Origin of the sequence: Dysgonomonas sp. 520 (assembly GCF_010501095.1) — a bacterium.
GTDB lineage: Bacteria > Bacteroidota > Bacteroidia > Bacteroidales > Dysgonomonadaceae > QVMP01.
The window spans coordinates 152,051-174,716 of sequence record NZ_QVMP01000001.1 but is presented as its reverse complement, the minus strand read 5'-3'; the positions used below and the strand labels follow the sequence as shown (position 1 = coordinate 174,716).

Genomic DNA, 22,666 nt, shown 5'->3' with positions numbered 1-22,666 from the left:
GTTTGGTCTGATATATAGAGTGTAGTTTGTTTGTGATTCCATAAAATTGATTGAAAATTATTTTTCAAAATTACAATTCACAAAAATTGACATTGAGTTTTAATTGTTTATTGTGTATGTTTCGTATTTTTGTGCTGCTGATAAATTAAATAAAGATACACACTTATGAAGACAAAAATAATAATATTTCTTTCAGCCATATTTATGCTGAGTTTCAATGTCGATACTTTTGCTCAGGAGAAAAAGAAAAACAATAAAGAAGAGGTGCTTTTCGATGTTTCCCTGCACTGCCATAGTTGCCAGAAAAAAATAGAAAAACAGGTGGCGTTTGAAAAAGGAGTCACAGACCTGAAGGTTAATCTTCCCGAAAAGACTGTTTGGGTGCAATACAAAGCAGACAAAACCGATGCTGCCAAGTTGAAGGCTTTTATCGAAAGTTTGGGCTATGAAGTTGCTGTTCATCAGGAAGAAGCTGACGTAAACTGATCATCACACAATCAATCATAAGAAAAGAGAGCTTGGAAAAATATCCGAGCTCTCTTTTGCTTTACATCTTATCGTTCGGGTTGGCAAGGTCGTATGTCTTTTGTTTCAGAAACTTGCCAAGGTTGTCAATGTCTTCATATTTTAGTATTTCTTCCGGCATAATTGGTGTCCCAAATCGGATGTGAATCGTTTTTCCTTTTTTGTTATAAACTTCATGTCCTAAGCGAAGTGAGCGTAGTCGCCAATCTACAAGGTCGAGAAAATTGAAGAACCACGAGTTTTTTCCACTAAAATACATCGGGATGACAGGAACTTTTGACGACCGTATCAACTTGATGACAGACGGTTGCCAGTCACGGTCTTCCACAGTCATTTTACCTTTTCTTATCTTGGTTTTAGAAACCGCTCCGGCAGGAAAGAAACCCATCGGGTGACCTTCTTTCAGGTGGCGGATGCTCTCCTTGACACCTTCAAGACTCGATTTCTGGGCGATTTTGCCACTGCTATACGGGTTGACAGTGATAAAGTTCATAGCCATGGTGTCAATCATGCCGAGGATGAAATTTACCATCATTTTGTAGTCGGGTCTGACTTCCCCCACCACCTTTATTGCTGCTATGCCGTCGATGTGTCCGTATGCATGGTTAGAAACCGTAATGAATGGCTTGTCTTTAAATTGATCCAGAACTTCTATGTTTTCTACCACAATTTTAACGCCGACATCATCGAGCAGGTTTCGGCAAAATGCTACGCCTTCGTATTGCTTGGAAGTATCGTAGATACGGTTCACTTTGTTCATGCCCGTGATACTCATTGCTATTTTTATGAGTGCATTTCCGAAACGTCCTCTAAAAACAGGACTTAGTTTTTGTATGTCTTCTTTGCTGAGAAGTTTCTCCTTCATGTATAAAGTGTTGTTGTAATTTAAGATTCAAAAATACGAAAAAGTATACTTTATATCGTTTTTATGAACGAAAAAAGCAAGCGATCCGGAACGAATGCCTGCTTTTAAACAAATATTTTGTAAGTTACAGTTATTTGTTGGTAGTAACTCTTTTTTCTTTGATTCTTGCTTTTTTACCTGTAAGGGCACGTAGATAGTATAGTTTTGCTCTGCGAACTTTACCAACTTTGTTCACTACGATGCTGTCGATAAATGGAGATTCAAGAGGGAAAATTCTTTCCACGCCCACGCTATCCGACATTTTACGAACTGTGAAGCGTTTTTTCTCGCCGTGTCCTGCTACTTTTATAACCACACCACGATATTGCTGTACACGTTCTTTATTTCCTTCTTTGATGCGGTATGCAACTGTTACAGTGTCTCCGCTCTTAAATTTTGGATGTTCTTTTCCTGTGGCAAATGCTTGCTCTGCAACTTTAATCAAGTCCATGATTTCTGTATGTTTTTATGAATTTTAATTACGCAATATACATGAGCTCGTCTCATCAGAGATTACGTAAAGCGGGTGCAAATGTATAGATTATTTTTAGAATATGCAATAGATGACAGTAGATAAATGTTTTATGGTAGGAGTGATTATTTTTTTTTCGTTTTCTTGGATAAAAGCTTAATAATTATGATATTTGTGCTAGTATATACAAACTTTTAGCCTATGGTATAAATATGTGAACTAATACATACATTTTTAAATATTGGAAAAAGCGTCTAGCTTTTATTCTTGTTTGCTGAAATCTCGACAATTTCAAAAGACTACCAAGGGTAAAGTGAAGATGCTCACGCTATATGCGTGGGCTTTACTCATTTATTTGGTAGTTTAGGTAGTCGAGAACCTCAGTGAACAAATGATACAGTATTGTCCGCGCTCTTTTTTGTGTATGTATGTGGCAAAACCACGAGGACAGACTAATTATTTATTAATTTGTCTGTATTAACACAGACATAATCCTAAAAAAGCTATGAAAAAATATTTGTTTATTTTAATAACAATGATTTGTTTTACAATTAATGTGAATGCCGATGGTGGAAAAACTTGTGAAGTTAAAAATAGTGAAACAACTATCGGGTATGTAACAGCCTATGTCGATAAAGGGTGTCTATATGTTTCTAATGACACAAATAGAAGAGTTACTGTTACAGTAACTTATTATTCAGGAAGTGGACAGGGTGAAACTGTAGTTAGTGTAGATGCTGGAAAAACGCATCTAGCTAAAACAGATTTGGCTGCAAATGCCTATGTCGTGAAAGTTAAAAATCCAATTTGTCAATAAAACAAGATGAAAAAAATTAAAATACTTATAGTATCATCTTTGTTGTTACTTTCTTATGTAGTAACATCTTGTGATGCATACTCTAATATGAGTAATGAAGATGCATACAATGTTGGATATAGTATAGGGTCAGCTATTCGTCAATCTATTGATAACTAGTAGGCTGGCGTAAAATTGAAGAGTGTTCCAAAAAATCGCTCTTTGTCATCTTGGGTTTGTCTAGGAAGCTCTATATAGTCCTATATTGACTCTGTAGGATTCTTGACGTTGTCTAAAATGATAATTGTATTAATTTTTTGGAACACTTTAATAAATGAACAAAATGATTTGCATAAAAAGAGGATTTTTGAATGTTGTAAGCCTTACTCTTCTATTTGTTTCCTGCAATAAAAGTCCGCAAATAGATATGGTATTTGTTGAGAATGGCTCTTTTATGATGGGTAGTATAGATGTGGAAGCCGAGTCTGACGAGAACCCACTATATGAAATCACATTAAATGATTTCTATATTAGTAAATATGAAATTACACAAGCCGAATGGAAAGCTGTGATGGGGTATAATCCATCTTATTTTAAAAATGACAACTTACCTGTTGAATGTGTCTCTTATAATGATGTATTGAAATTTATTTCTAAACTGAATGCCCAGACAGGTGAAATTTATCGTTTACCAACAGAGGCAGAATGGGAGTATGCTGCTCGAGGTGGAAATAAAAGCAAAGGATATAAATATAGTGGAAGTAATGAAATTAATAATGTTGCATGGTATGTTGATAATTCAAATAATGGAACACATCCAGTAGGAACAAAATATCCTAACGAACTGGGAATTTATGATATGTGTGGAAATGTGTATGAGTGGTGTTTTGATTGGTATGACAGTACTAGTTATGACGGTACTTTAACTAGCAGATTTAAATTAGAAAAAGTATATTCTACTCGGATATTTCGTGGAGGTAGTTGGTTTAGTAAGTCACAATATTGTCGTATATCTAATCGTAGCCATAATTTACCAGATACTAGAAATTATAGTCTTGGATTTCGACTTGCTCTTGATCCGTAAAAAAGGTAATGCGAAACAATAGTTTCGCATTACCTTTTTTTGTTTTTATTTAGAACATAGAAAGATAACTATCAATTATTCTCTGGTCTAAGTTTTCTCACAACCGCACCTGTGCGCCACATTTCGCTTTCACGAAGCTCTTTCAATTCTGCTTCCAGTTTTTCACGGTAGTCAGGTTTTGAGTTTGTGTCGATTGAGCGTTGTGCTTCGTTGCCGTTTGCTACTTCCGAATAAAGTTTTGCGAAAACAGGTTTCGTTGCATCGTGGAAAGGTCCCATCCAGTCAAGTGCTCCGCGTTGAGCAGTTGTTGAACAGTTTGCATACATCCAATCCATGCCGTTCTCGGCAAATAGAGGCATCAACGATTGAGTCAATTCTTCAACAGTTTCGTTGAAGGCTTCCGATGGAGAGTGGCCGTTTTCGCGCAACACTTCGTATTGAGCCAGAAGTATACCTTGAATTGCGCCCATCAATGTTCCACGCTCTCCTGTAAGGTCGGAATAAACTTCACGTTTGAAGTCTGTTTCGAACAAATATCCCGAACCAACACCAATTCCCAAAGCTACTACTCGTTCTTTGGCACGGCCTGTTGCGTCTTGAAAAATAGCATAGCTTGAGTTCAAACCACGTCCTTCAAGAAACATACGGCGAAGGCTTGTACCCGAACCTTTGGGTGCAACTAGGATTACATCAACATCGGCGGGAGGAATGATTCCTGTGCGCTCTTTGTATGTGATGCCGAATCCGTGAGAGAAATACAAAGCTTTGCCTGCTGTTAGGTGTGGCTTGATTGTTGGCCAAACTTCAATCTGAGCAGCATCTGAAAGAAGGTATTGGATCACAGTTCCTCTTTTTGCAGCCTCTTCTATTTCGAAAAGAGTTTCGCCGGGAACCCATCCGTCTGCTATTGCTTTTTCCCAAGTCTTACCGCCTTTGCGTTGACCTACAATTACGTTGAAACCATTGTCGCGAAGGTTTAGTGCCTGACCGGGGCCTTGAACACCATAACCGATAACCGCAATAGTTTCGTTTTTCATCACTTCTCTTGCTTTTTCCAAAGGAAATTCTTCACGAGTAACTACGTTTTCTGTTACTCCTCCAAAATTCATTTCTGCCATTTTCTTTTTTTCTGATTAAGTATTTATAATTAATTGATTATTTGTTGTTTCCAATAAATGGTAAGATGTAAGAAATCCTTACGTTAATATCGGGGTACAAAGATCCTCCATCTTTGTAGGAAGACATGTCGAAAGCATAACCAAGTCCGAGGTTTAATCCCCACGAAAAATGTTTGCCTATACTCTTTTGTATGCCCCAGTGAGCGCCAATCAACATTGTTTCCCAATTATCATCAAACCTTAAGGTTTTGGTCGTGTATTTTGCATGAATGCCAAAATAATTACCCGAATTGAATAGTAAAGAGTTGCTGTTCTCCAGGCGTTTCTGTCTGTTATAGAAATATTTTCCGCCTAAGGAGAAAAACGCAACAGGGTCGTTCAAGTACCAACGGTAATTGAAATCGCCCGAACTGATCCAATATCCGGCACCTAACCCAATGCTTCCCTCTAATAAGATTTTCTTGCTGACAGGCTGTTCATACGTTATACCTAGTCCGGCTAAACTAAGGTCTACACGAGCATTGTTTTTCAGGGCGGCATCATCAGTTTGAGCCGAAAGAAAGTGAAACCCGAATAAAGCTGTAATTAGTAATAGTATTTTTTTCATAAATATTATTCCCAAATTACTTTAGCCGAGCAAATTGCTTTATCTCCACTTTTCATTTCAAGAATGGAAACACCCTGCGCATCTTTTTTTTCTAATATATCGAGGGTCGAGCCATAATGACCTTCCTGAATGTAAGTGATTTCGAATCTTCTGATTTCTTTCTCCTGATACATCGACAGCGGAAAAATATCTACAAAATGCTCGATATATTTCATGCTGTTCAAGTGTTTGTTGATGTCGATATCGCTGTATTTCACATCGAAGGATGTAACTTTTGTCGCATCGTCTTTCAATAGCGGAATCTTTCCGGGAGCTTCAACCGGAGCAGGGTTTCCGTTGGCAAAATCCGACAATCCTTCCAGTTCGGTAAGGTTTGTGGGACGGCGGCTTTGCATGTCGATAGCAGTCCATACAGAACGGGCACATCCAAGCATTTTGCCATTTTCGTCTTCAAAAGAGAAGCAGCGTTCGGTAAACATCTTATTCACATCGGCAACCCATGTGTTCAGCCTGATTGTGGTATCGTTTTTCGGATATTCGAATATCTCTATCGCCATACGGATCAGCACCCAGACCTTGTTTTGCCCGGTCATTGCCGAATAGCCGAATCCTCTTTCTTCGGCGTGGCGTGTGGCTGCCTGAAGCATGAAACCGCCAATCATAGGGAGGGTTGCTTTTCCTCTGAAATCACTTAAGTAAGCGTCAATCGTATAAGGATATGTTCCAACTATCTCTTTCATCAGTGTGTTTTTTCGTGTTGTTTTATTTATATCTTACAGGTTTTTCCGTTTCTCCTCACGTCCTTTAAGCATATCGCTCAGGCGTTCTATCTTCGATTTTGTGATGGCTATTCGTCCCGAACGTATAAATTGCAAGACCCCGATTGTCTTGCTCAGTTCGTTGAACAAACCTTGAGTTTCTTCGTAGTGCCCTGTTTTGTGCAATACAATGCTGTTCTCGTTAATGTCCAGAATGCGGATATTGTATTTACGGATAAGGTCTTCCACCGATCCCAATTTCAGAAAATCGGGGGTAGACAATTTATAAAGTGCTATTTCCTGATGCACCAATTCTTCGTCGGTGTTGAAGTATGATTTCAACACATCCACACGCTTATCTATTTGTTTGACAACTTTTTCTATTGTTTCCCTGTCTGTGATCACGGTGATCGTGAATTTATGTATTCCGGGGATTGCCGACGGCGACACCGAAAGTGTTTCTATATTCAACTGGCGGCGAATGAAAACAGTTGTCACCTGACCTAGCAGTCCAACCGTGTTTTCGGAAAAGATGGTTACCGTATATAATTTTTTTTCTTCCATAGGTTCTGATTGTTTATTCATTTCCCAAAAGTATGTTCGTTACGCATGTTCCGGCAGGAATCATCGGATAAACCATTCCTTTGGTTTCAACATCAATGTCGAGCAGGTATGCTCCTTTGTGATTCAACATTTCCGATATGGCAGAGTCGAGGTCTTCCCTTCGGCCGATTTTCTTCGACGGAATGTTGTATGCCTGAGCTATCTGCACAAAGTTAGGGTTTTTCATGTTGGTTTCGGAATATCTTTCGTCGAAAAATAATTCCTGCCACTGGCGCACCATACCCAGAAAATGATTGTTCAGGATGATGATTTTCACATCAATGTCGTATTGCATGATTGTTCCAAGCTCTTGTATGGTCATCTGGAAACCGCCGTCGCCTACGAAAAGGCAAACAGTTCTGTCGGGTCTTCCAAACTTTGCCCCGACTGCAGCCGGCAGTCCGAATCCCATTGTGCCCAGTCCTCCCGATGTGACCACGCTTCTGGTTTGGTTGTATTTGAAATAGCGAACGCCCATCATTTGTTGTTGACCAACATCCGTAACCAGGATGGCATCGTTGTGTGTGGCCTCGGATACCCGGTTGATAACTTCGCCCATTTTCAGGGGACCTGACTCCGGGTATAATTCGTTCTTTATAACGATATTGTATTCTTTTTCGTAGTGAGGCTTAAATTCTTCAATCCATTGCCTGTGATCGGCTTCTCTCAGTAGCTCGGTAACTTTAGGCAAAGATTCCTTTACATCTCCCAAAACACGAGCTGTTGTTTTCACATTCTTGTCCATTTCGGAAGAGTCGATATCGAAATGAATAATCTTCGCTTGTTTCGCATACGTATTCAAATCGCCCGTAACCCGGTCGTCGAAACGCATACCTATGGCGATAAGCACGTCACATTCGTTCGTTTTCATGTTGGGTGCTATATTGCCATGCATACCCAACATGCCCATGAGCAACGGATAGTCGGACGGTAGGGCAGACAATCCCAGAATCGTAGAAGCGGCAGGTATATTGGCTTTTTCGAGAAATGCTTTCAACTCTTCTTCGGCTTTGCCCAATATTACACCCTGACCCACCAGTGCCAAAGGCTTTTTAGCCTCATTGATTATTTGGGCGGCGGCTTCTATTTGTTCATCCTTAATGTCGGGCTTGGGCTGATAGCTGCGAAGAAAATTTATTTTTTCATATTTGAAGTCCAGTTTTCCAAACTGGGCATCCTTGGCTATATCGAGCACAACGGGACCCGGTCGTCCTGTGGATGCGATGTGGAAAGCTCGTGCTACGGCAGCCGGAATATCTTCGGCTCGGCGTATCTGGTACGACCATTTGGATATAGGCTGGGTGATGCCAACTACGTCTGCCTCCTGAAAGGCATCGCTGCCCAACAGATTTGAACTAACTTGCCCCGATACCACTATAATAGGTGTGCTGTCGAGCATGGCGTCCGCTATGCCGGTGACTGCATTGGTGGCTCCCGGACCGGAAGTTACGAATGCCACTCCAACTTTGCCCGATGTGCGGGCATAACCTTGTGCAGCGTGTGTTGCGCCTTGTTCGTGACGCACCAATATATGATTTATTTTGTCTTTGTAATCGTAAATCGCATCGAAAACAGGCATAATTGCACCCCCCGGATACCCGAAAATGGTGTCAACGCCTTCATTGATCAAAGAGAGTATCAATGCTTCGCTTCCTGTTATTTCTTTAGACATAATATATATTTTTTTAGTTATAAGTTATAAGTCTGAAGTTGTAAGTTTTTTACTTAAAACTTTTATTGCTTAAAACTCAATGCTTTGTTTACTCTATTATTCTCACTCCTCCAAGGTCGGCCGAACTGACCATGCTTGCGTATGCTTTCAACGCTTTTGAAACGACTCGTTCCCGATTGGGTTTGAAAGCCTCTTTTCCTTTTGCTTCCTCTTCTTTCCGACGGGTATTTAATTCTTCTTCGGTCAATTTCACATTAATGGAGCGATTTGGAATATCTATTTCTATCGTGTCGCCATTTCTTACCAGCCCGATTGCACCTCCTGAGGCTGCTTCCGGCGAAATATGTCCTATCGACAATCCTGAAGTTCCTCCCGAAAAACGTCCGTCTGTTATCAAGGCGCACTCTTTTCCCAAGTGTTTCGACTTGATATATGAAGTAGGGTAGAGCATTTCTTGCATTCCCGGTCCGCCCTTAGGGCCTTCGTATGTTATAACAACTACATCTCCTGCTACTACATCTCCTCTCAATATGCCGTCGCATGTCGCATCTTGCGAATGGAAGACTTTGGCTGTTCCCGTAAATTTGAAGATGCTTTCGTCCACACCTGCTGTTTTCACAACACATCCGTTCAGTGCTATATTTCCTTTCAGTATTGCCAGACCCCCGTCTTTAGTGTATGCGTGTTCAATGTCTCGGATGCAGCCTTGCTCACGATCAGAGTCGAGGGTAGGGAAGTACGAATCCTGAGATCCCATCACAAGGTTGAACCTGTTTGCGGGAGCCGATTTGTAGAGCATTTCGGCTTCTTTGTCAGTATTTTGTTTTGTTATATCATATTTGCCGATAGCCTGGGCAAGTGTCATTCCGTCGGCACGATAAACAGATGTGTCGATGAGGTTGCCTTTTGCCAGCTCGTTCATGATGCTTAGTATTCCGCCTGCACGGTTTACGTCCTGAATATGGTATTTGTCGGTATTCGGAGCAACTTTACACAGGCAAGGGGTTTTTCGTGACAATTTGTCTATGTCGTCCATCGTGAAGTCTACGCCCGCTTCGTTTGCTACTGCCAGCAAATGGAGTATCGTATTTGTGGAACCTCCCATCGCAATATCCAGAGTCATTGCATTCAGAAACGCTTGCTTGGTTGCTATCGAACGTGGCAGGACAGAGGTGTCGCCATCCCTGTAATATTTGTAGGAATTGTCGACAATCATCTTCGCTGCATCCTTGAACAGCTTTGTGCGGTTGATGTGTGTAGCCACAACTGTACCGTTTCCGGGTAAGGCTAAACCGATAGCTTCGTTCAGGCAGTTCATCGAATTGGCGGTGAACATTCCCGAACACGATCCGCATGTAGGGCATGCCGAGCGTTCAATTGCGTCAACCTCCTTGTCCGAAACAGAATCGTCTGCCGCTTTTATCATAGCGTCTATCAGGTCTAGTTGCTTGTTGTTCAGTTTGCCTGCTTCCATTGGTCCTCCCGAAACAAATATAGCAGGGATATTCAGCCTCATGGCAGCCATTAACATTCCGGGTGTAATTTTGTCACAATTGCTGATGCAAATCATGGCATCTGCTTTGTGAGCGTTCACCATATATTCTATACTGTCGGCAATCAGGTCGCGCGAGGGCAGGGAATAGAGCATTCCGTCGTGCCCCATGGCAATGCCATCGTCTATTGCAATGGTGTTGAATTCGGCAGCAAAGCATCCCAGAGATTCTATTTCGGCTTTCACTTGTTGCCCTATTTCGTGCAAGTGGACGTGCCCCGGCACAAACTGAGTAAAAGAGTTGACGACGGCAATCAGTGGTTTGCCCATTTGATCTTCTTTCATTCCGTTTGCACGCCAGAGGGCTCTAGCCCCGGCCATGCGGCGACCTTGTGTGCTGGTCGAACTGCGTAATTCGATTTTCATTGCTAATCAGTTTTTAAAACAAAAAAGACCTTTCTCGTTTCCTGAGAAAGGTCTATATATATTTTACTTTTATACTCTTTTTATATCTTCCGAGCAGTGCCCTATATGCATACCTTTCTCATTTATTCGTGCAGACGAGCAGAATATCGAGGACGAGGTAGTTATAAGCACTTTTTGTCATAGTTTTAAACTCTAAATAATGGCACAAAGTTACAAATGTTTTTTAATTGGCAAGCAATAAGAGCGTTTTTTTTGATTTTTTATTTACAAAAATCTCGAAAACGGTGTTCTTTCCTTGATTTATAACAATATTGATGTCGGTTTGAATCATTTGGTCAATATGCAATAGCCGCTCACGCCCGGATGGAAATGATCGAATTGGAAAATGAGGACTTTAGATGTTCCGGCTTTTTCGTCAATGTTCAATTCCGAAATGTCTTGCTTGTTGCCTTGGCTGTCGTAAGAGGTCAATATCAATTTGTCTTTAAAGTCGTTCTTGAATTCAAGAAACAGTCCGATAGCATATTTCGAAGAACTTTTTGTCTGTTCTGCCCTGCCAATAATAATTCCTTCTTTATTTATAGATTCGTCTGTGAAGACTGTTGTTTGACCTATGGTTTCATCCAAACTTGTTGCGGTTGCTTTTATGCCTTTTCCTAATATCTTACCTCCTTTGGCTGCCAGTTTTTCGATAGCTTCGTCGTCTAACGCATTACCTAAACCTTGAGCAGCACCCGAAACAACGCCTCCAACAGTATTGCTAAGTTTCTCCGCAGTGTTTTTTGCATCTTGCTGAAATTGCTCAGATCCGGCGTAGTCTATCGCTGCCACTACGGTTTTGTAGATGCAGAATACGGATAGCAGTGTCAATGCAATGAATACTACGAGCGATATGATCCATAACTTTTGGTTTTTCTTAACCAATCCTCCGATAGTAAAACCGAGAGCAACTAAAGTCAATAGACCAACCAAGATAGATAGTAATAAGTGAGATAGCATGATGCAGTTTTTTAAGTTATATTCAGATACGAAGATATTAAAAAAAGACAAAGGACACAACTCGGTAATGAATCTGTGTCCTTTGATAAAATGTATTTTTTTTGTAGGCTACAATTTCCACCAGATCAAGGAAGTGCGAGCAGCGGTATGCGATCCCCCTGCAGTTAGAGCCCAAGGATATGGTACGGTTGAGGGATGTGAAATCTTAAAAGTGACCTTGTCTCCTGCCGAAAAAGTTCCACCTAAAGCTACTGAATATGTACTTTTATAGGGATACTTCCCCGCTTTTTGTTTAAAAGTATAAAGGTTTATTTCTGCAATGTCTATCAGTCTATCTTCTTCCGTCTGTGGATTTAGCCCCCTTAAAGATAAATAATAGACACATCTGGTTTCATCGGTTTCTGTTATATTTCCAATTCCTCCATAAAGTCTAAAATTGAAAGCATAAGAACCGCTCTCTGGAATAGTTATTTCTCCAAAATTAAGTACTGCACCACCATCTCCATTTAAAGTGCCAACTTCGCTTGCAGTATGTGTTGTTAAATTTAATAGGCTTAATGTTGACTTTGGTACTTCTGTCACCATCCTGATCCAATTCACACCATTCCAATAATATACACCGGGTGTTACTTGTGCGTTACTGGTTGTGTTGTATACCATCATTCCGGCTACGGCATTGGTCACAGGAGCTTTTACGTTTGCAGCTGTCAGAGCCACCCGATTCAGAAGCAAACCTTTGTTTGCATCGCTCAGTTCTATTTGCGCAGAACTGTTGAAGGTGGTTCCCGAACCTATTTTAGCTAAACTACCCACACGGGTATTCCCCGTAATGTTTGCCGTACCAGTCACTTGCAGTTTATATCCGTTCGAGGAATTCGATCCGACGGCTACGTTTCCATTCTGGAAGATATTCTGCGAATTGCCTGTTGCTTGCGTTGTACCACCCTGCACATACCACGGTTCGGTGGTCGGCATATTCTTGTAGAATGGCTGCCACAAAGAGCCGTCAAAATAATAGTACCCAACGGCAGTTACATTTGCCGTCTTGGTAGTTGCTGTTCCTGAAATACTTGACACGTAGACAATGCTTCCTCGCTGTGCAGAAGAGTATTGAGCATCCTTGCTTATCAGTTGGGCACGAGTCAGATTGGGCGCGATAATACCCTCCGGGGTTGTAGCGTCTGTTTTTGTGGGGGTTACGTGCATTGTTGCGCTTGGCGATTCTGTGTTCACTCCCACCTGTGCGTAGGTTATGGAGCAAGCTAAAATAGCAGATAAGAATAATAAACTTTTTTTCATAATTTTTAAATGTTGTTTTTCGTGTTAGTTTTTTGTTTTTGTCTGTTTTTTCTTTTTCTGAATAATGCTAAGGTGTTGATGTTGTGTTGTTTATGTGTTCTGTCACTTTGTAAGTGACGGAAATTTCAGATTTGATTTACAATAGGTTGTTTATTAACGACTTACAGATCGCATAGGTGGGTGATGTTTAACAAAAAGTGTATCGAATAAGAAAAACGTTTTTTTTAGAAAAAGAAGCAGACCGAAAAAAAACAGACACTACTGAAAATGTGGTGTTTAAGTCGTCGTCTCAAAAAATGATGATAAAATATTTGTTAGATATTCTTTAAACACGCACAGTAACAGATGCTTAAACAACATTAAAACATGAAATTTGAGGATAAGGATATAAAATCGAGTATCCGGTTCGTTGACCTGGATAGGGGTCAGAAATGGAAAGCGAACAGGAGAAATTGCAGTGTTATTCTGGTCGATAAAGGACGGTTGAATATTTCTTTTTCAACGCATCGGGAAGAAACTGTTTCGGCAGGAAAGATATTCTTGATTCCGACCGGATATGAAACCGAAATAAAGGCTGTGGAGGCATCGGCTCTGATATCCGTTGAAATGGGAGAAGAGATCAACGAACTCGCTAATTTTTACTCATATAGACCGGTGGAGAATGATAATAATCAAAACCTTTACTTGTCTTTCAATCAGGTTATTACCGCATACATCAAATCACTGCTTACTTATAAAGATAACGATTTAAATCATAGTTTTTTAGCCGGCATAAAAGTGAAAGAATTGATGTGTATTCTGAAGGCTTCTTATGCGGAAGAAGAACTCGCCGGTTTATTCAGTGCCTATATCAGCTATGATTTGTATTTCTCGGAACGGGTCAGGAAATTATCGCAGGAGATTAAAAACATTCGTCAACTAGCCGAAATGATGAATTACAGCTATTCGGGATTCAATAAGCGATTCCGCAAGGTTTTCGGCATGTCTGCCTATTCGTGGTTTCGTCAGGAAAGGGTAAATGTCGTATTTCACGATATTTACCATACCAACAAGAGCCTGAAGCAAATTTCGATTGACAACAGGTTCAATACCCTGTCTCATTTCAATGAATTTTGCCACAGAAATCTGGGGAATTCACCCTCTGAAATCAGGCGAAAGAATCAGACCAGAGAGTATGGATAAAAAGAAACCTCTGTCACTTACAAAGTGACAGAGGTGGGTTATTATCAATAACTAAAGTACAAATATACGCAAATTATTATTCGGAAAGTAATATTTTCCATAATTTTTTAATGAGAGGTGATTCTGGTCATTGATTTCGCTCTTTGCAGAATAATGCGAATCAGTAGTTGTGAAGCGGTGGGTTAAATAGTACAATATCTTCCTAGTAGGGGCGAAAAATATTTCGCCCGATGTTATTGGTATGAGGGCGTAAAATTTTACGCCCCTACTTTCGGGCAGACCAGAGGCCTGCCCCTACAAACACACCTCCTTTCATCCTCCTCCTAAAGGAGGAAGTGCTTATTCCCTCTCTTTTGGAGAGGGTCAGGGAGTGGTGTAGGGGTGGGGTTTTACTCCACCCGCACAGCGACTAATTTAAACCAACATTTTGTTATAGTAAATGCAAATGCAGACTGACATAAACTAAGAATAAGATGAAGGTAGACTCTTTCTGTTTTTTATTGACCTCTGCATCGCCAAAAGCAAAATCCACAATTGTTTAAGATGTTTTATCTTTTTAAATGGGGGCAGAATAACTATTTTACCGAAAACTTAATATCTTTGCACACAATTGAAACGTTAAATTTAAAACATTATGAATAAGAAGCATCTGACCTTTATTATTTTCATTCTAACTACAGTTTCTATTTTAGCACAATCAAAAAACGACGCCATTCTGATGAAAATTAACGGAACTCCTGTTACTAAGTCGGAATTTGAATATGTGTACAATAAAAATAACTCTGAAAATGCAATTGAAAGGAAATCATTAAATGAATATGTCGATTTATTCGTCGATTTTAAATTGAAAACAGAGGAAGCTAAAACAATGGGTATAGATACCTCTCGCCAGTTTCTTCGTGAATATAACTCGTATCGTGATCAGCTGATTTTACCATACCTGAAAGATACGGTTACGGAAGAATCCTTTGGTAAAAGCCTGTACGATAGATATAAAGAAAATATAGAAGTAGGTCATATTCTTATCAAATTTTCAAAGCAACAACTATTTCCTGCCGATACTCTGGAAGCATACAATGAGGCTATGGCGGTGAGAGCGAGACTTATCGGTAAAAAAGCGGAAGCATTTGAAGCGGTTGCAAAAGAAGTGTCGGCCGACACATACAGTCTGAAAGGTGACCGTCCGGGATATATGGGATGGGCAACAACGATGATGTTTGTTAAAGAATTTGAAGATGCAATGTACAATCTGAAATCGGGCGAAATAAGCATGCCTGTCAGAACAGCTTTCGGATACCATTTAATAAAAGTTTATAACAGGCGTCTCGATCCCGGTCAGATGAAAATAGCCCACATTATGTTCGGATTCAGTTCAGCAGAACCGGCTAAAGAAGAGATGGATAGTTTGTCTACTCTTGCCAATTCTGTTTACAACAGGATACTGAAAGGTGAAGACTATGAAACGCTTTGTAAAGAATACTCCGTAGACAGGCAAAGTGCCGAAAAAGGTGGGGAAATGGGTTGGATGACCATCGAAGTAAGGCTTCCTTCCGAGTTTAAAGACGCCTGCGTTGCTTTGACCAAAGTTGGAGACATAACAAAGCCAATCAGAACCGATTTCGGTTTTCATATAATAAAACTCCTCGACAAGAAAGACCGTATGCCTTGGAACGAAGCAAAAAGCAACATCATGGGGCAAATTCTAAGGTCTGACCGCCAGCTAGATTTAAACAGGTTGAAAAAAGAAAAACTGGAAAAACAAATCCTAACGAAATCTAACGCAGGCATGTTGTCTCAACTATCAACGCTGGCTGATACCGTATTTCCTACCGACTCTTTGTTTATTGCCGATCTTAGTACCAAAACAGGTGAAATAGTGGCTGTAAATAATGTGTCTCATTCGGTTGAAGAATTTGGTAAATACATCGAAAAAAATTCGCAAGCAGCAGCGTCGAAAATGTCAACGGATGGACTTTCAAATCTGTACAACGGTTTTGTGTATTCGCTTTTGCAGGAAGAGCAAAAAAATGAATTGGTGAAAAATAATCCCGAAATAAAGAATCTTGCACAAGAATACTACGATGGCATCCTTTTGTTTGATGTGATGAACAAAGAAGTTTGGGAAAAAGCGGCAAACGATACAACCGGATTGGAGAATTATTTTTCTGCTAACAAATCGAAATATCAATGGGGTGCGCCCAAGTTTAAAGGGGCAGTTATCCACTACAAAGACGATGCTACCCTGAAAAGAGTGAAAGATGCCTTGAAAAAGAATAAGGTGACACATAGCAACATAGGATCTATTCTGAAAGAAACATTTGCAAACGATTCCATTCAGCCAATCCGCCTCGAACGTGGTATATGGGCTAAAGGCGAAAATACGTTTGTCGATTACGAGATATTCAACAAGAAAGCGGGTGAAAAGCCAACTCCAAACGAAAAGTTCCCTCTTTTCTACGTACAAGGCAAAACGATTAAAGCACCGGAAGAATACACAGATGTGAAAGGTCTGGTTGTTTCCGATTATCAAGATATGCTGGAGAAAAAGTGGCTTCAATCCTTGAGAGAGAAATATCCTGTCGATATTGACAAATCGGTTTTAAGCACCATTAAATAAAAAATAAGCATGAAAATAAAGTGTTTGTCTACAGCATTCTTCGCAATCGCACTTGTTGCGGTTGCTGGAGTGTTGTCATGCTCATTCGGAAACGGCAATGCCGAAGTCAATGAAGAAGAAGCATTGGTTACGGTAAACGGACGAACCCTTTACTTAAGTGATCTGAAGGAAATAATTCCTTCGGGCATAGACGCCGAAGACAGTATCAAGGCTGCGGAGTCTTACATCAGGCTGTGGATCAACGATGAACTGATGTATGAAAAAGCCCAGAAAAATGTGGCAGATAAAGAACGGATCGACGAGCTGGTAAACAATTACAGGCAATCGCTCACAGTATTCACCTATCAGGAGCAATTGTTGAAAGAACGGTTTTCGAACCAACTGTCGGATAATGTATTGAAGAAATATTACGAAGAAAATCTCGACCGGTTCAAACTGCAATCGAATCTTATAAAAGGCTTGTTCCTTAAAATACCGTCTTCGTCCGACATGATCGACGATTTTCGGCGGTGGTATAAGTCGAACTCAAAAACAGCGATAGAAGGTATCGAGAAAAACCATTTGAAACATGCTGTTACGTACGATTTCTTCTACGACAGATGGATGAGTATGGATGAAATGATGACGAAGATACCCTATACCGTTACCAACTCGGAAGAATTCCTTAAAAAGAACAAAAGCCTTGAGGTGGATGATTCTACCAACGTCTACCTATTGTATATAAAGGAGTATGCGTTGACAGGTACAACGGCTCCGTTCGAATATGTAAAACCTCAGGTGATGGAGGTATTGATAAATCAGCAGAAAGCAAATTTTTTGAAAGAATTTGAAGAAGACCTGTACAATCAGGCTATAAAAGAAGAAAAGATTACCTATTATTATAAAAAAGACACGGAAAGTAATAAGTAATAAAAAATATGGTTAAAGAATGTTGTGTTAAACAATCAGTCTAAATAAACCTATTTCAATATTGTATATATTTACGGCTCGAAAAAATAAAAATTGATAAATTAAGATATAAATGACAAAGCATCTATACAAAGTAGCTCTACTCTTTTTGCTTTTAGTAAGCAGTATCGCCCTGAAATCTCAAGACAATATAGCAGATCAGGTGATCTGGGTAGTGGGAGACGAAGCTATCCTGAAATCTGAGGTTGAAGGAGTTAAAATGCAAATGATAATGAGTGGCGAAAAGTTTGACGGAGATCCCGATTGCCTCATCCCGGAGCAGATTGCCGTTCAGAAATTATTTTTGCATCAGGCTAAGATCGACAGTATTGATGTGCCTATGACAAATGTCAACCGTCAGGTCGATAATTATGTCAACAATGCCATATCCAGATACGGATCGAAAGAAAAACTGGAAGAATATAGCGGAAAAACGGTTTCGCAGTTGCGTGACGATTGGCGCGAGCAATTGAGAGATAACGCCATCACCGACAATGTGAAAGAGAAGATTGTGGGAACGATAAAACTTACACCGTCAGAGGTTCGTAAATATTACACGCAGCTTTCGCAAGACAGTTTGCCTTTTATTCCCACAACAGTGGAAGCGCAAGTCATAACATTTGAGCCTAAAATACCAATATCCGAAATTGATGCCGTTAAGAACGAACTGAGAAGTTTCACCGAAAGAATCAATAAAGGAGAATCTCCTTTTTCATCGTTGGCACTTCTTTATTCGCAAGACACGGAATCGGCAAAAAAAGGCGGTGAGCTAGGTTTCATGGGACGAGCCACATTGGCTCCGGAGTTTGCAAGTGCAGCGTTTGCTCTTACAGACCCCAATAAAGTATCGAACATTGTAGAAACCGAATTTGGTTTCCATATTATACAATTGATAGAACGCAGAGGCGACAGGATAAATGCGCGTCACATACTGCTGAAACCCAAGGTTCCACAGTCTGAGATAGACAAAACCGTATCGGAACTCGACACGATAGCCAACAAGTTGAGAAACAATACATATACTATTAAAGACGCTTTTTCTTCATTTGCACAGGATGTAGATCTTTTGCCGGAAGCGTCGACAGCTAAACTGACATTCGACGAAGCGGCTCAATACATATCGGCCGATAAAGATACCCGCAACAACAAAGGCTTGATGGTAAACAATAAGAATCCATACAGCAGCAACTATGGCACAGCCAAGTTTACGATGGAAGAATTGCCTGCCGAAGCAGCTCAGGTTATCGACAAAATGCAAATTGGTGAAATATCCAAACCTTTTGTTATGATAAATGAAAAAGGACGTCAGGTTGTTGCCATTGTAAAACTGAAACAACGAGTAGAAAGACATAAAGCCAATGTGATGGACGATTATCAGATTCTGAAATCGTACGTTGAGGCAGAGAAAAAAGAAGAAATACTAAAAAAATGGGTGCAAGATAAAATCAAAAACACCTACGTAAGAATAAACGATAACTGGAAAAACTGCGATTTCCAATATCAAGGTTGGATAAAATAGACCGGTGTTCTCAAAAGGAATTTTGTAACAGATCGGCAAGACAAGGTAACTTGTAAATCGTAACTTTAGTAAATAATGCTTAGTAAACTAAAAAGTTTCCTCAATAAAGGGCACAGAAATCGGGTTGCGATTCTTCTGTGCTTCCTTGTTATGTATGCTTCGGCGAGCAACCTTATGCGGCAAAAAATGCAAGCACCGCCATCTCTCCCCAAAAGTGTACAGAAAAAGGATACGGTTCATCAACATACTGCCAACAAAAAGGTTATAAACATGAAGCGTGCCGAAAATATCCTGCAAAGGGAAGGCTTTGAGCCGCTTGTTCTTCTCGATTCGGTTATTCTGTATCACGATGGCATTTATATGCATTGCGACAGCGCATACCTGAACGAAGCCACAAATACATTCGATGCGTTTAGCAATATAAATGTAAATCAGGGTGATACGCTTTTTATGTATGGCGATTACCTGCACTACAATGGTAATAATAAACTGCTTGAGGTGCGTAGAAATGTCCGTCTCGAAAATGATAAAGACATGACTTTATTCACCGACAGTCTCAACTATGACCGTGTTGCCAACCTTGCGTACTACTACAACGGAGGTATGCTTGTAGACCCCGAAAATGAATTGACTTCCGACTGGGGGCAGTATCAACCGGCTCTGAAACTAGCCACTTTCAGGGATAGCGTGAAGTTGGTAAATGACAAATTCACCCTCTATTCCGATGCGCTGAAATACAATACCGACACAAAGGTGGCAACTATAATTGCCCAATCGACAATAGTTTCCGATAGCGGAACCATTTATACGTCAAACGGTTGGTACAATACAGTTACGGACGAATCTTTATTGCTCGACCGGTCGACGGTCGTAAACAAAGAGGGAAACCGCTCTCTGACAGGCGATTCCATCTTCTACAATAAACAGGAGGGATTTGGCGAGGTGTTTGGAAACATGTATATGCAAGACACCTTGAAAAAGGTAATATTGAAAGGCAATTACGGGTTCTATAACGACCTGGCAGATTTTGCCTATGCTACGGATTCAGCCATTGCCATTGAATATTCTCAAGGCGATAGCCTCTATCTTCATGCCGATACCCTGCGCCTGACCACCATCAGAGACTCTATCAATGGGGATATGCGTGAAATAATGGGTTTCTACAATGTGCGTTTTTTTCGGTCTGATGTGCAAGGCGTGTGCGATTCGCTGATGTTTAAAACTCAGGATTCTATATTGTATCTCTATAAAGACCCTGTTCTCTGGAACGAAAACTATCAGATGTTGGGCGATACGATCGAAATATATATGAACGACAGTGCCATAGATATGGCTCATATAAAAAAATACTGTTTTGCCATCGAAGATATAGACTCAATTCACTACAACCAGTTGAAAGGGAGAGATATGAAAGTCTTTTTTGAAGGAAAGGAAATGCGAAATGTATTAGTAGAAGGCAATGCAGAGTCAATTTTTTATCCTATCGAAAAAGATGGCTCCATGATAGGTATGAACCAGACTCAAAGTGCTTATTTGAGCATATCTCTGAAAGAAAAGAAAATTGACCTGATAAAACTCTGGCCTCAATCGACCGGAACTCTGACTCCCATACCCGATTTATTAGCCGATCAAATGAAATTTCCCGATTTCAGATGGTACGACTACATACGCCCGCTTGACAAGGATGATATTCTCAGGCGAACGAAGCGCAAGGACGATGGCGGAGACATGAAGAAACGGAGGAGGCGTACCGAACAACAATAGATATAAAGAAAGGAAAGGAATCAATGAGTGATATTATCCATCTGTTGCCGGATTCAATAGCCAATCAGATTGCCGCAGGTGAGGTTGTGCAGCGACCTGCATCCGTGGTTAAAGAATTGGTGGAAAACTCGTTGGATGCCGGAGCAACACATATTCAACTGATAATACAAGACGCCGGGCGAACACTGATACAGGTGATTGACGATGGCAAGGGCATGTCTGCCACCGATGCACGTATAGCTTTTGAGCGTCATGCCACTTCAAAAATCAGTAAGGCAGACGATTTGTTTGCCCTATGCACAATGGGATTCAGGGGCGAAGCGTTGGCTTCTATTGCTGCCGTTGCTCATATCGAACTGAAAACGAGAAGACAAGAGGACGAAGTGGGCACGCATATACTGATTGAAGGATCGAATGTAGAAAAACAGGAACCTGTTGCAGCACCTGTCGGCTCCAATTTTTCTGTTAAAAATTTATTCTTCAATGTGCCGGCACGCCGCAAGTTTCTGAAAGCAAATGAAACAGAAAAACGACATATACTTACTGAATTGGAGCGGGTTGCGCTTGCAAATCATGAAATAGCATTCACTTTTATTGATAATGGCATTGAAGCCTTAAAACTTCCTTCGGGAAACCTGAAACAGCGCATAGTGAATGTTGCCGGACGGAATTTCAATCAGCAGTTGATTCCCATAGAAATAGAAACTTCCCTCGCAAAAATATATGGATTTATAGGGAAACCCGAATCGGCTCGCAAAACGAGGGCACAACAGTTTTTCTTCGTCAACGGGAGGTATATGCGGCATCCTTATTTTGCCAAGGCTGTGATGTCTGCCTACGAACACCTGATTCCTGTGGGCGAAAATCCCAATTATTTCATCTATTTTGAGGTTGCTCCCGAAACCATTGACGTAAATATCCATCCTACCAAGACAGAGATAAAGTTCGAAAACGAACAGCCTATATGGCAAATTTTGGCGGCTACCGTAAAAAGCGCATTGGGCAAATCGAACGAAGTGCCTACCATAGATTTCAATACGCACGACGCCATTGATATACCTATACACGATCCGTCGAAGCATGCACCTCAGCCAAAGGTGAACTTTGACCCGACATACAACCCGTTCAAGACCAGCTCCGGTTCGGGAGGAAGCGGTGGTAGTGCGGGTGGTTATAAACGTCCCGAAACAAATTGGGAGGATTTGTATAAAGGTTTTGAAAAAGAGGGTAATGCGGATAATCTTACCGTTGATAAACCGGTGGATATATTCACGCAAGGAAAGGAAAACGACACGGAAATCCAATCGCAAGAAAGCCTGGCAGTTCATTATCAGTACAAAAACAAATACATTCTGACGTCTATCAAATCGGGATTGATGATCATAGACCAGCACAGGGCACATGTGCGTATTCTTTTCGATCTTTTTCTGAATAATATCCGTCAAAACAGGGGGGTATCGCAACGTGTACTGTTCCCCGAAATTGTAGACTTTTCCGCTTCGGAAGCAGCGATGATTCCCTACCTGATGGACGACTTTGAAGCCATTGGGTTCGAATTGAGCCATTTGGGTAATAATTCTTACTCTATCAACGGGATTCCGTCGGAACTGGAAAAAACCGATCCGATAGAACTTTTACACAAAATGGTGCAAAAAAGCATCGAAACAGGTAGTGATGTGAAAGACGACGTTCAGGAATCGCTCGCTTTGTCGATGGCTTACGCAACATCAATACCCTACGGCAAAAAAATGTCGCAGGAAGAGATGACCGACATTGTCAACCGCTTGTTTGCATCATCAACCCACAACCATACACCCGACGGCAAGACAATCATATCTACCCTTGCCGACGATTATATTGACAAGCTTTTTAAGTAAACAG

19 protein-coding genes are annotated in these 22,666 nt (G+C 40.7%); 9 read left to right on the top strand and 10 right to left on the bottom strand.

What is annotated here, in order from left to right:
* Positions 1-165: 165 nt before the first annotated feature.
* Entirely contained in the window at positions 166-486 is a 321-nt protein-coding gene (locus D0T56_RS00730; protein ID WP_163318226.1) for a cation transporter, read from the top strand.
* Between the two features lie 61 nt (positions 487-547).
* Here D0T56_RS00730 and D0T56_RS00725 read toward each other — a convergent pair whose 3' ends face one another.
* Both D0T56_RS00725 and rplS read right to left on the bottom strand, forming a co-directional pair.
* A complete protein-coding gene (locus D0T56_RS00725; protein WP_163318225.1) occupies positions 548-1,390 on the bottom strand; it encodes a lysophospholipid acyltransferase family protein in 843 nt (280 codons plus the stop codon).
* A gap of 130 nt (positions 1,391-1,520) precedes the next feature.
* Entirely contained in the window at positions 1,521-1,880 is a 360-nt protein-coding gene (gene rplS / locus D0T56_RS00720) for a 50S ribosomal protein L19 (RefSeq protein ID WP_163318224.1), read from the bottom strand.
* A gap of 526 nt (positions 1,881-2,406) precedes the next feature.
* Here rplS and D0T56_RS00715 point away from each other — a divergent pair.
* Together D0T56_RS00715 and D0T56_RS00710 are read left to right on the top strand one after the other, a co-directional pair.
* Positions 2,407-2,718, top strand: coding sequence for a hypothetical protein (locus tag D0T56_RS00715; RefSeq protein ID WP_163318223.1), 312 nt, complete (start codon positions 2,407-2,409; stop codon positions 2,716-2,718).
* A gap of 313 nt (positions 2,719-3,031) precedes the next feature.
* Positions 3,032-3,781 (top strand): formylglycine-generating enzyme family protein, encoded by a 750-nt coding sequence (locus D0T56_RS00710; RefSeq protein ID WP_163318222.1) that lies wholly within the window; start codon positions 3,032-3,034, stop codon positions 3,779-3,781.
* A gap of 71 nt (positions 3,782-3,852) precedes the next feature.
* Here D0T56_RS00710 and ilvC read toward each other — a convergent pair whose 3' ends face one another.
* The 8 genes from ilvC to D0T56_RS00670 form a co-directional block, all read right to left on the bottom strand.
* Positions 3,853-4,899: a ketol-acid reductoisomerase gene (gene ilvC, locus D0T56_RS00705; protein WP_163318221.1), complete on the bottom strand. Its 1,047-nt coding sequence runs from the start codon at positions 4,897-4,899 to the stop codon at positions 3,853-3,855.
* 37 nt (positions 4,900-4,936) lie between these two features.
* Positions 4,937-5,506, bottom strand: coding sequence for a hypothetical protein (locus tag D0T56_RS00700; protein ID WP_163318220.1), 570 nt, complete (start codon positions 5,504-5,506; stop codon positions 4,937-4,939).
* Positions 5,507-5,511: 5 nt separating this feature from the next.
* Positions 5,512-6,246 carry an acyl-[acyl-carrier-protein] thioesterase gene (locus D0T56_RS00695; RefSeq protein ID WP_163318219.1) on the bottom strand — a complete coding sequence of 245 codons (735 nt, stop codon included), beginning with the start codon at positions 6,244-6,246 and terminating at the stop codon, positions 5,512-5,514.
* A gap of 33 nt (positions 6,247-6,279) precedes the next feature.
* Positions 6,280-6,828, bottom strand: a complete 549-nt coding sequence (gene ilvN, locus D0T56_RS00690; protein ID WP_163318218.1) for an acetolactate synthase small subunit — start codon at positions 6,826-6,828, stop codon at positions 6,280-6,282.
* A gap of 13 nt (positions 6,829-6,841) precedes the next feature.
* Positions 6,842-8,539 carry a biosynthetic-type acetolactate synthase large subunit gene (gene ilvB, locus D0T56_RS00685; RefSeq protein WP_185153806.1) on the bottom strand — a complete coding sequence of 566 codons (1,698 nt, stop codon included), beginning with the start codon at positions 8,537-8,539 and terminating at the stop codon, positions 6,842-6,844.
* Between the two features lie 88 nt (positions 8,540-8,627).
* Positions 8,628-10,457 (bottom strand): dihydroxy-acid dehydratase, encoded by a 1,830-nt coding sequence (gene ilvD / locus D0T56_RS00680; protein WP_163318217.1) that lies wholly within the window; start codon positions 10,455-10,457, stop codon positions 8,628-8,630.
* 327 nt (positions 10,458-10,784) lie between these two features.
* Complete coding sequence (locus D0T56_RS00675; RefSeq protein WP_163318216.1) at positions 10,785-11,456, bottom strand: hypothetical protein; 672 nt, start codon at positions 11,454-11,456, stop codon at positions 10,785-10,787.
* Between the two features lie 108 nt (positions 11,457-11,564).
* Positions 11,565-12,755 (bottom strand): hypothetical protein, encoded by a 1,191-nt coding sequence (locus tag D0T56_RS00670; RefSeq protein ID WP_163318215.1) that lies wholly within the window; start codon positions 12,753-12,755, stop codon positions 11,565-11,567.
* A 366-nt stretch (positions 12,756-13,121) separates the two neighbouring features.
* On the opposite strand from D0T56_RS00670, the gene D0T56_RS00665 reads away from it, so the two are divergent.
* The 6 genes from D0T56_RS00665 to mutL all read left to right on the top strand — a co-directional run bounded on the left by D0T56_RS00665 (position 13,122) and on the right by mutL (position 22,662).
* Positions 13,122-13,937 carry a helix-turn-helix domain-containing protein gene (locus D0T56_RS00665; protein ID WP_163318214.1) on the top strand — a complete coding sequence of 272 codons (816 nt, stop codon included), beginning with the start codon at positions 13,122-13,124 and terminating at the stop codon, positions 13,935-13,937.
* Positions 13,938-14,571: 634 nt separating this feature from the next.
* A complete protein-coding gene (locus tag D0T56_RS00660; RefSeq protein WP_163318213.1) occupies positions 14,572-16,554 on the top strand; it encodes a peptidylprolyl isomerase in 1,983 nt (660 codons plus the stop codon).
* Positions 16,555-16,563: 9 nt separating this feature from the next.
* Positions 16,564-17,463 carry a peptidylprolyl isomerase gene (locus tag D0T56_RS00655; protein WP_255490948.1) on the top strand — a complete coding sequence of 300 codons (900 nt, stop codon included), beginning with the start codon at positions 16,564-16,566 and terminating at the stop codon, positions 17,461-17,463.
* A 112-nt stretch (positions 17,464-17,575) separates the two neighbouring features.
* On the top strand, positions 17,576-19,021 hold the full coding sequence (locus D0T56_RS00650; protein ID WP_163318212.1) for a peptidylprolyl isomerase: 1,446 nt from the start codon (positions 17,576-17,578) through the stop codon (positions 19,019-19,021).
* Between the two features lie 75 nt (positions 19,022-19,096).
* The gene (locus tag D0T56_RS00645) at positions 19,097-20,785 is read left to right on the top strand and encodes an OstA-like protein (RefSeq protein ID WP_255490946.1); all 1,689 of its coding nucleotides are present in this window, start codon (positions 19,097-19,099) and stop codon (positions 20,783-20,785) included.
* 23 nt (positions 20,786-20,808) lie between these two features.
* Positions 20,809-22,662, top strand: coding sequence for a DNA mismatch repair endonuclease MutL (mutL, locus tag D0T56_RS00640; protein ID WP_163318211.1), 1,854 nt, complete (start codon positions 20,809-20,811; stop codon positions 22,660-22,662).
* Positions 22,663-22,666 lie beyond the last annotated feature (4 nt).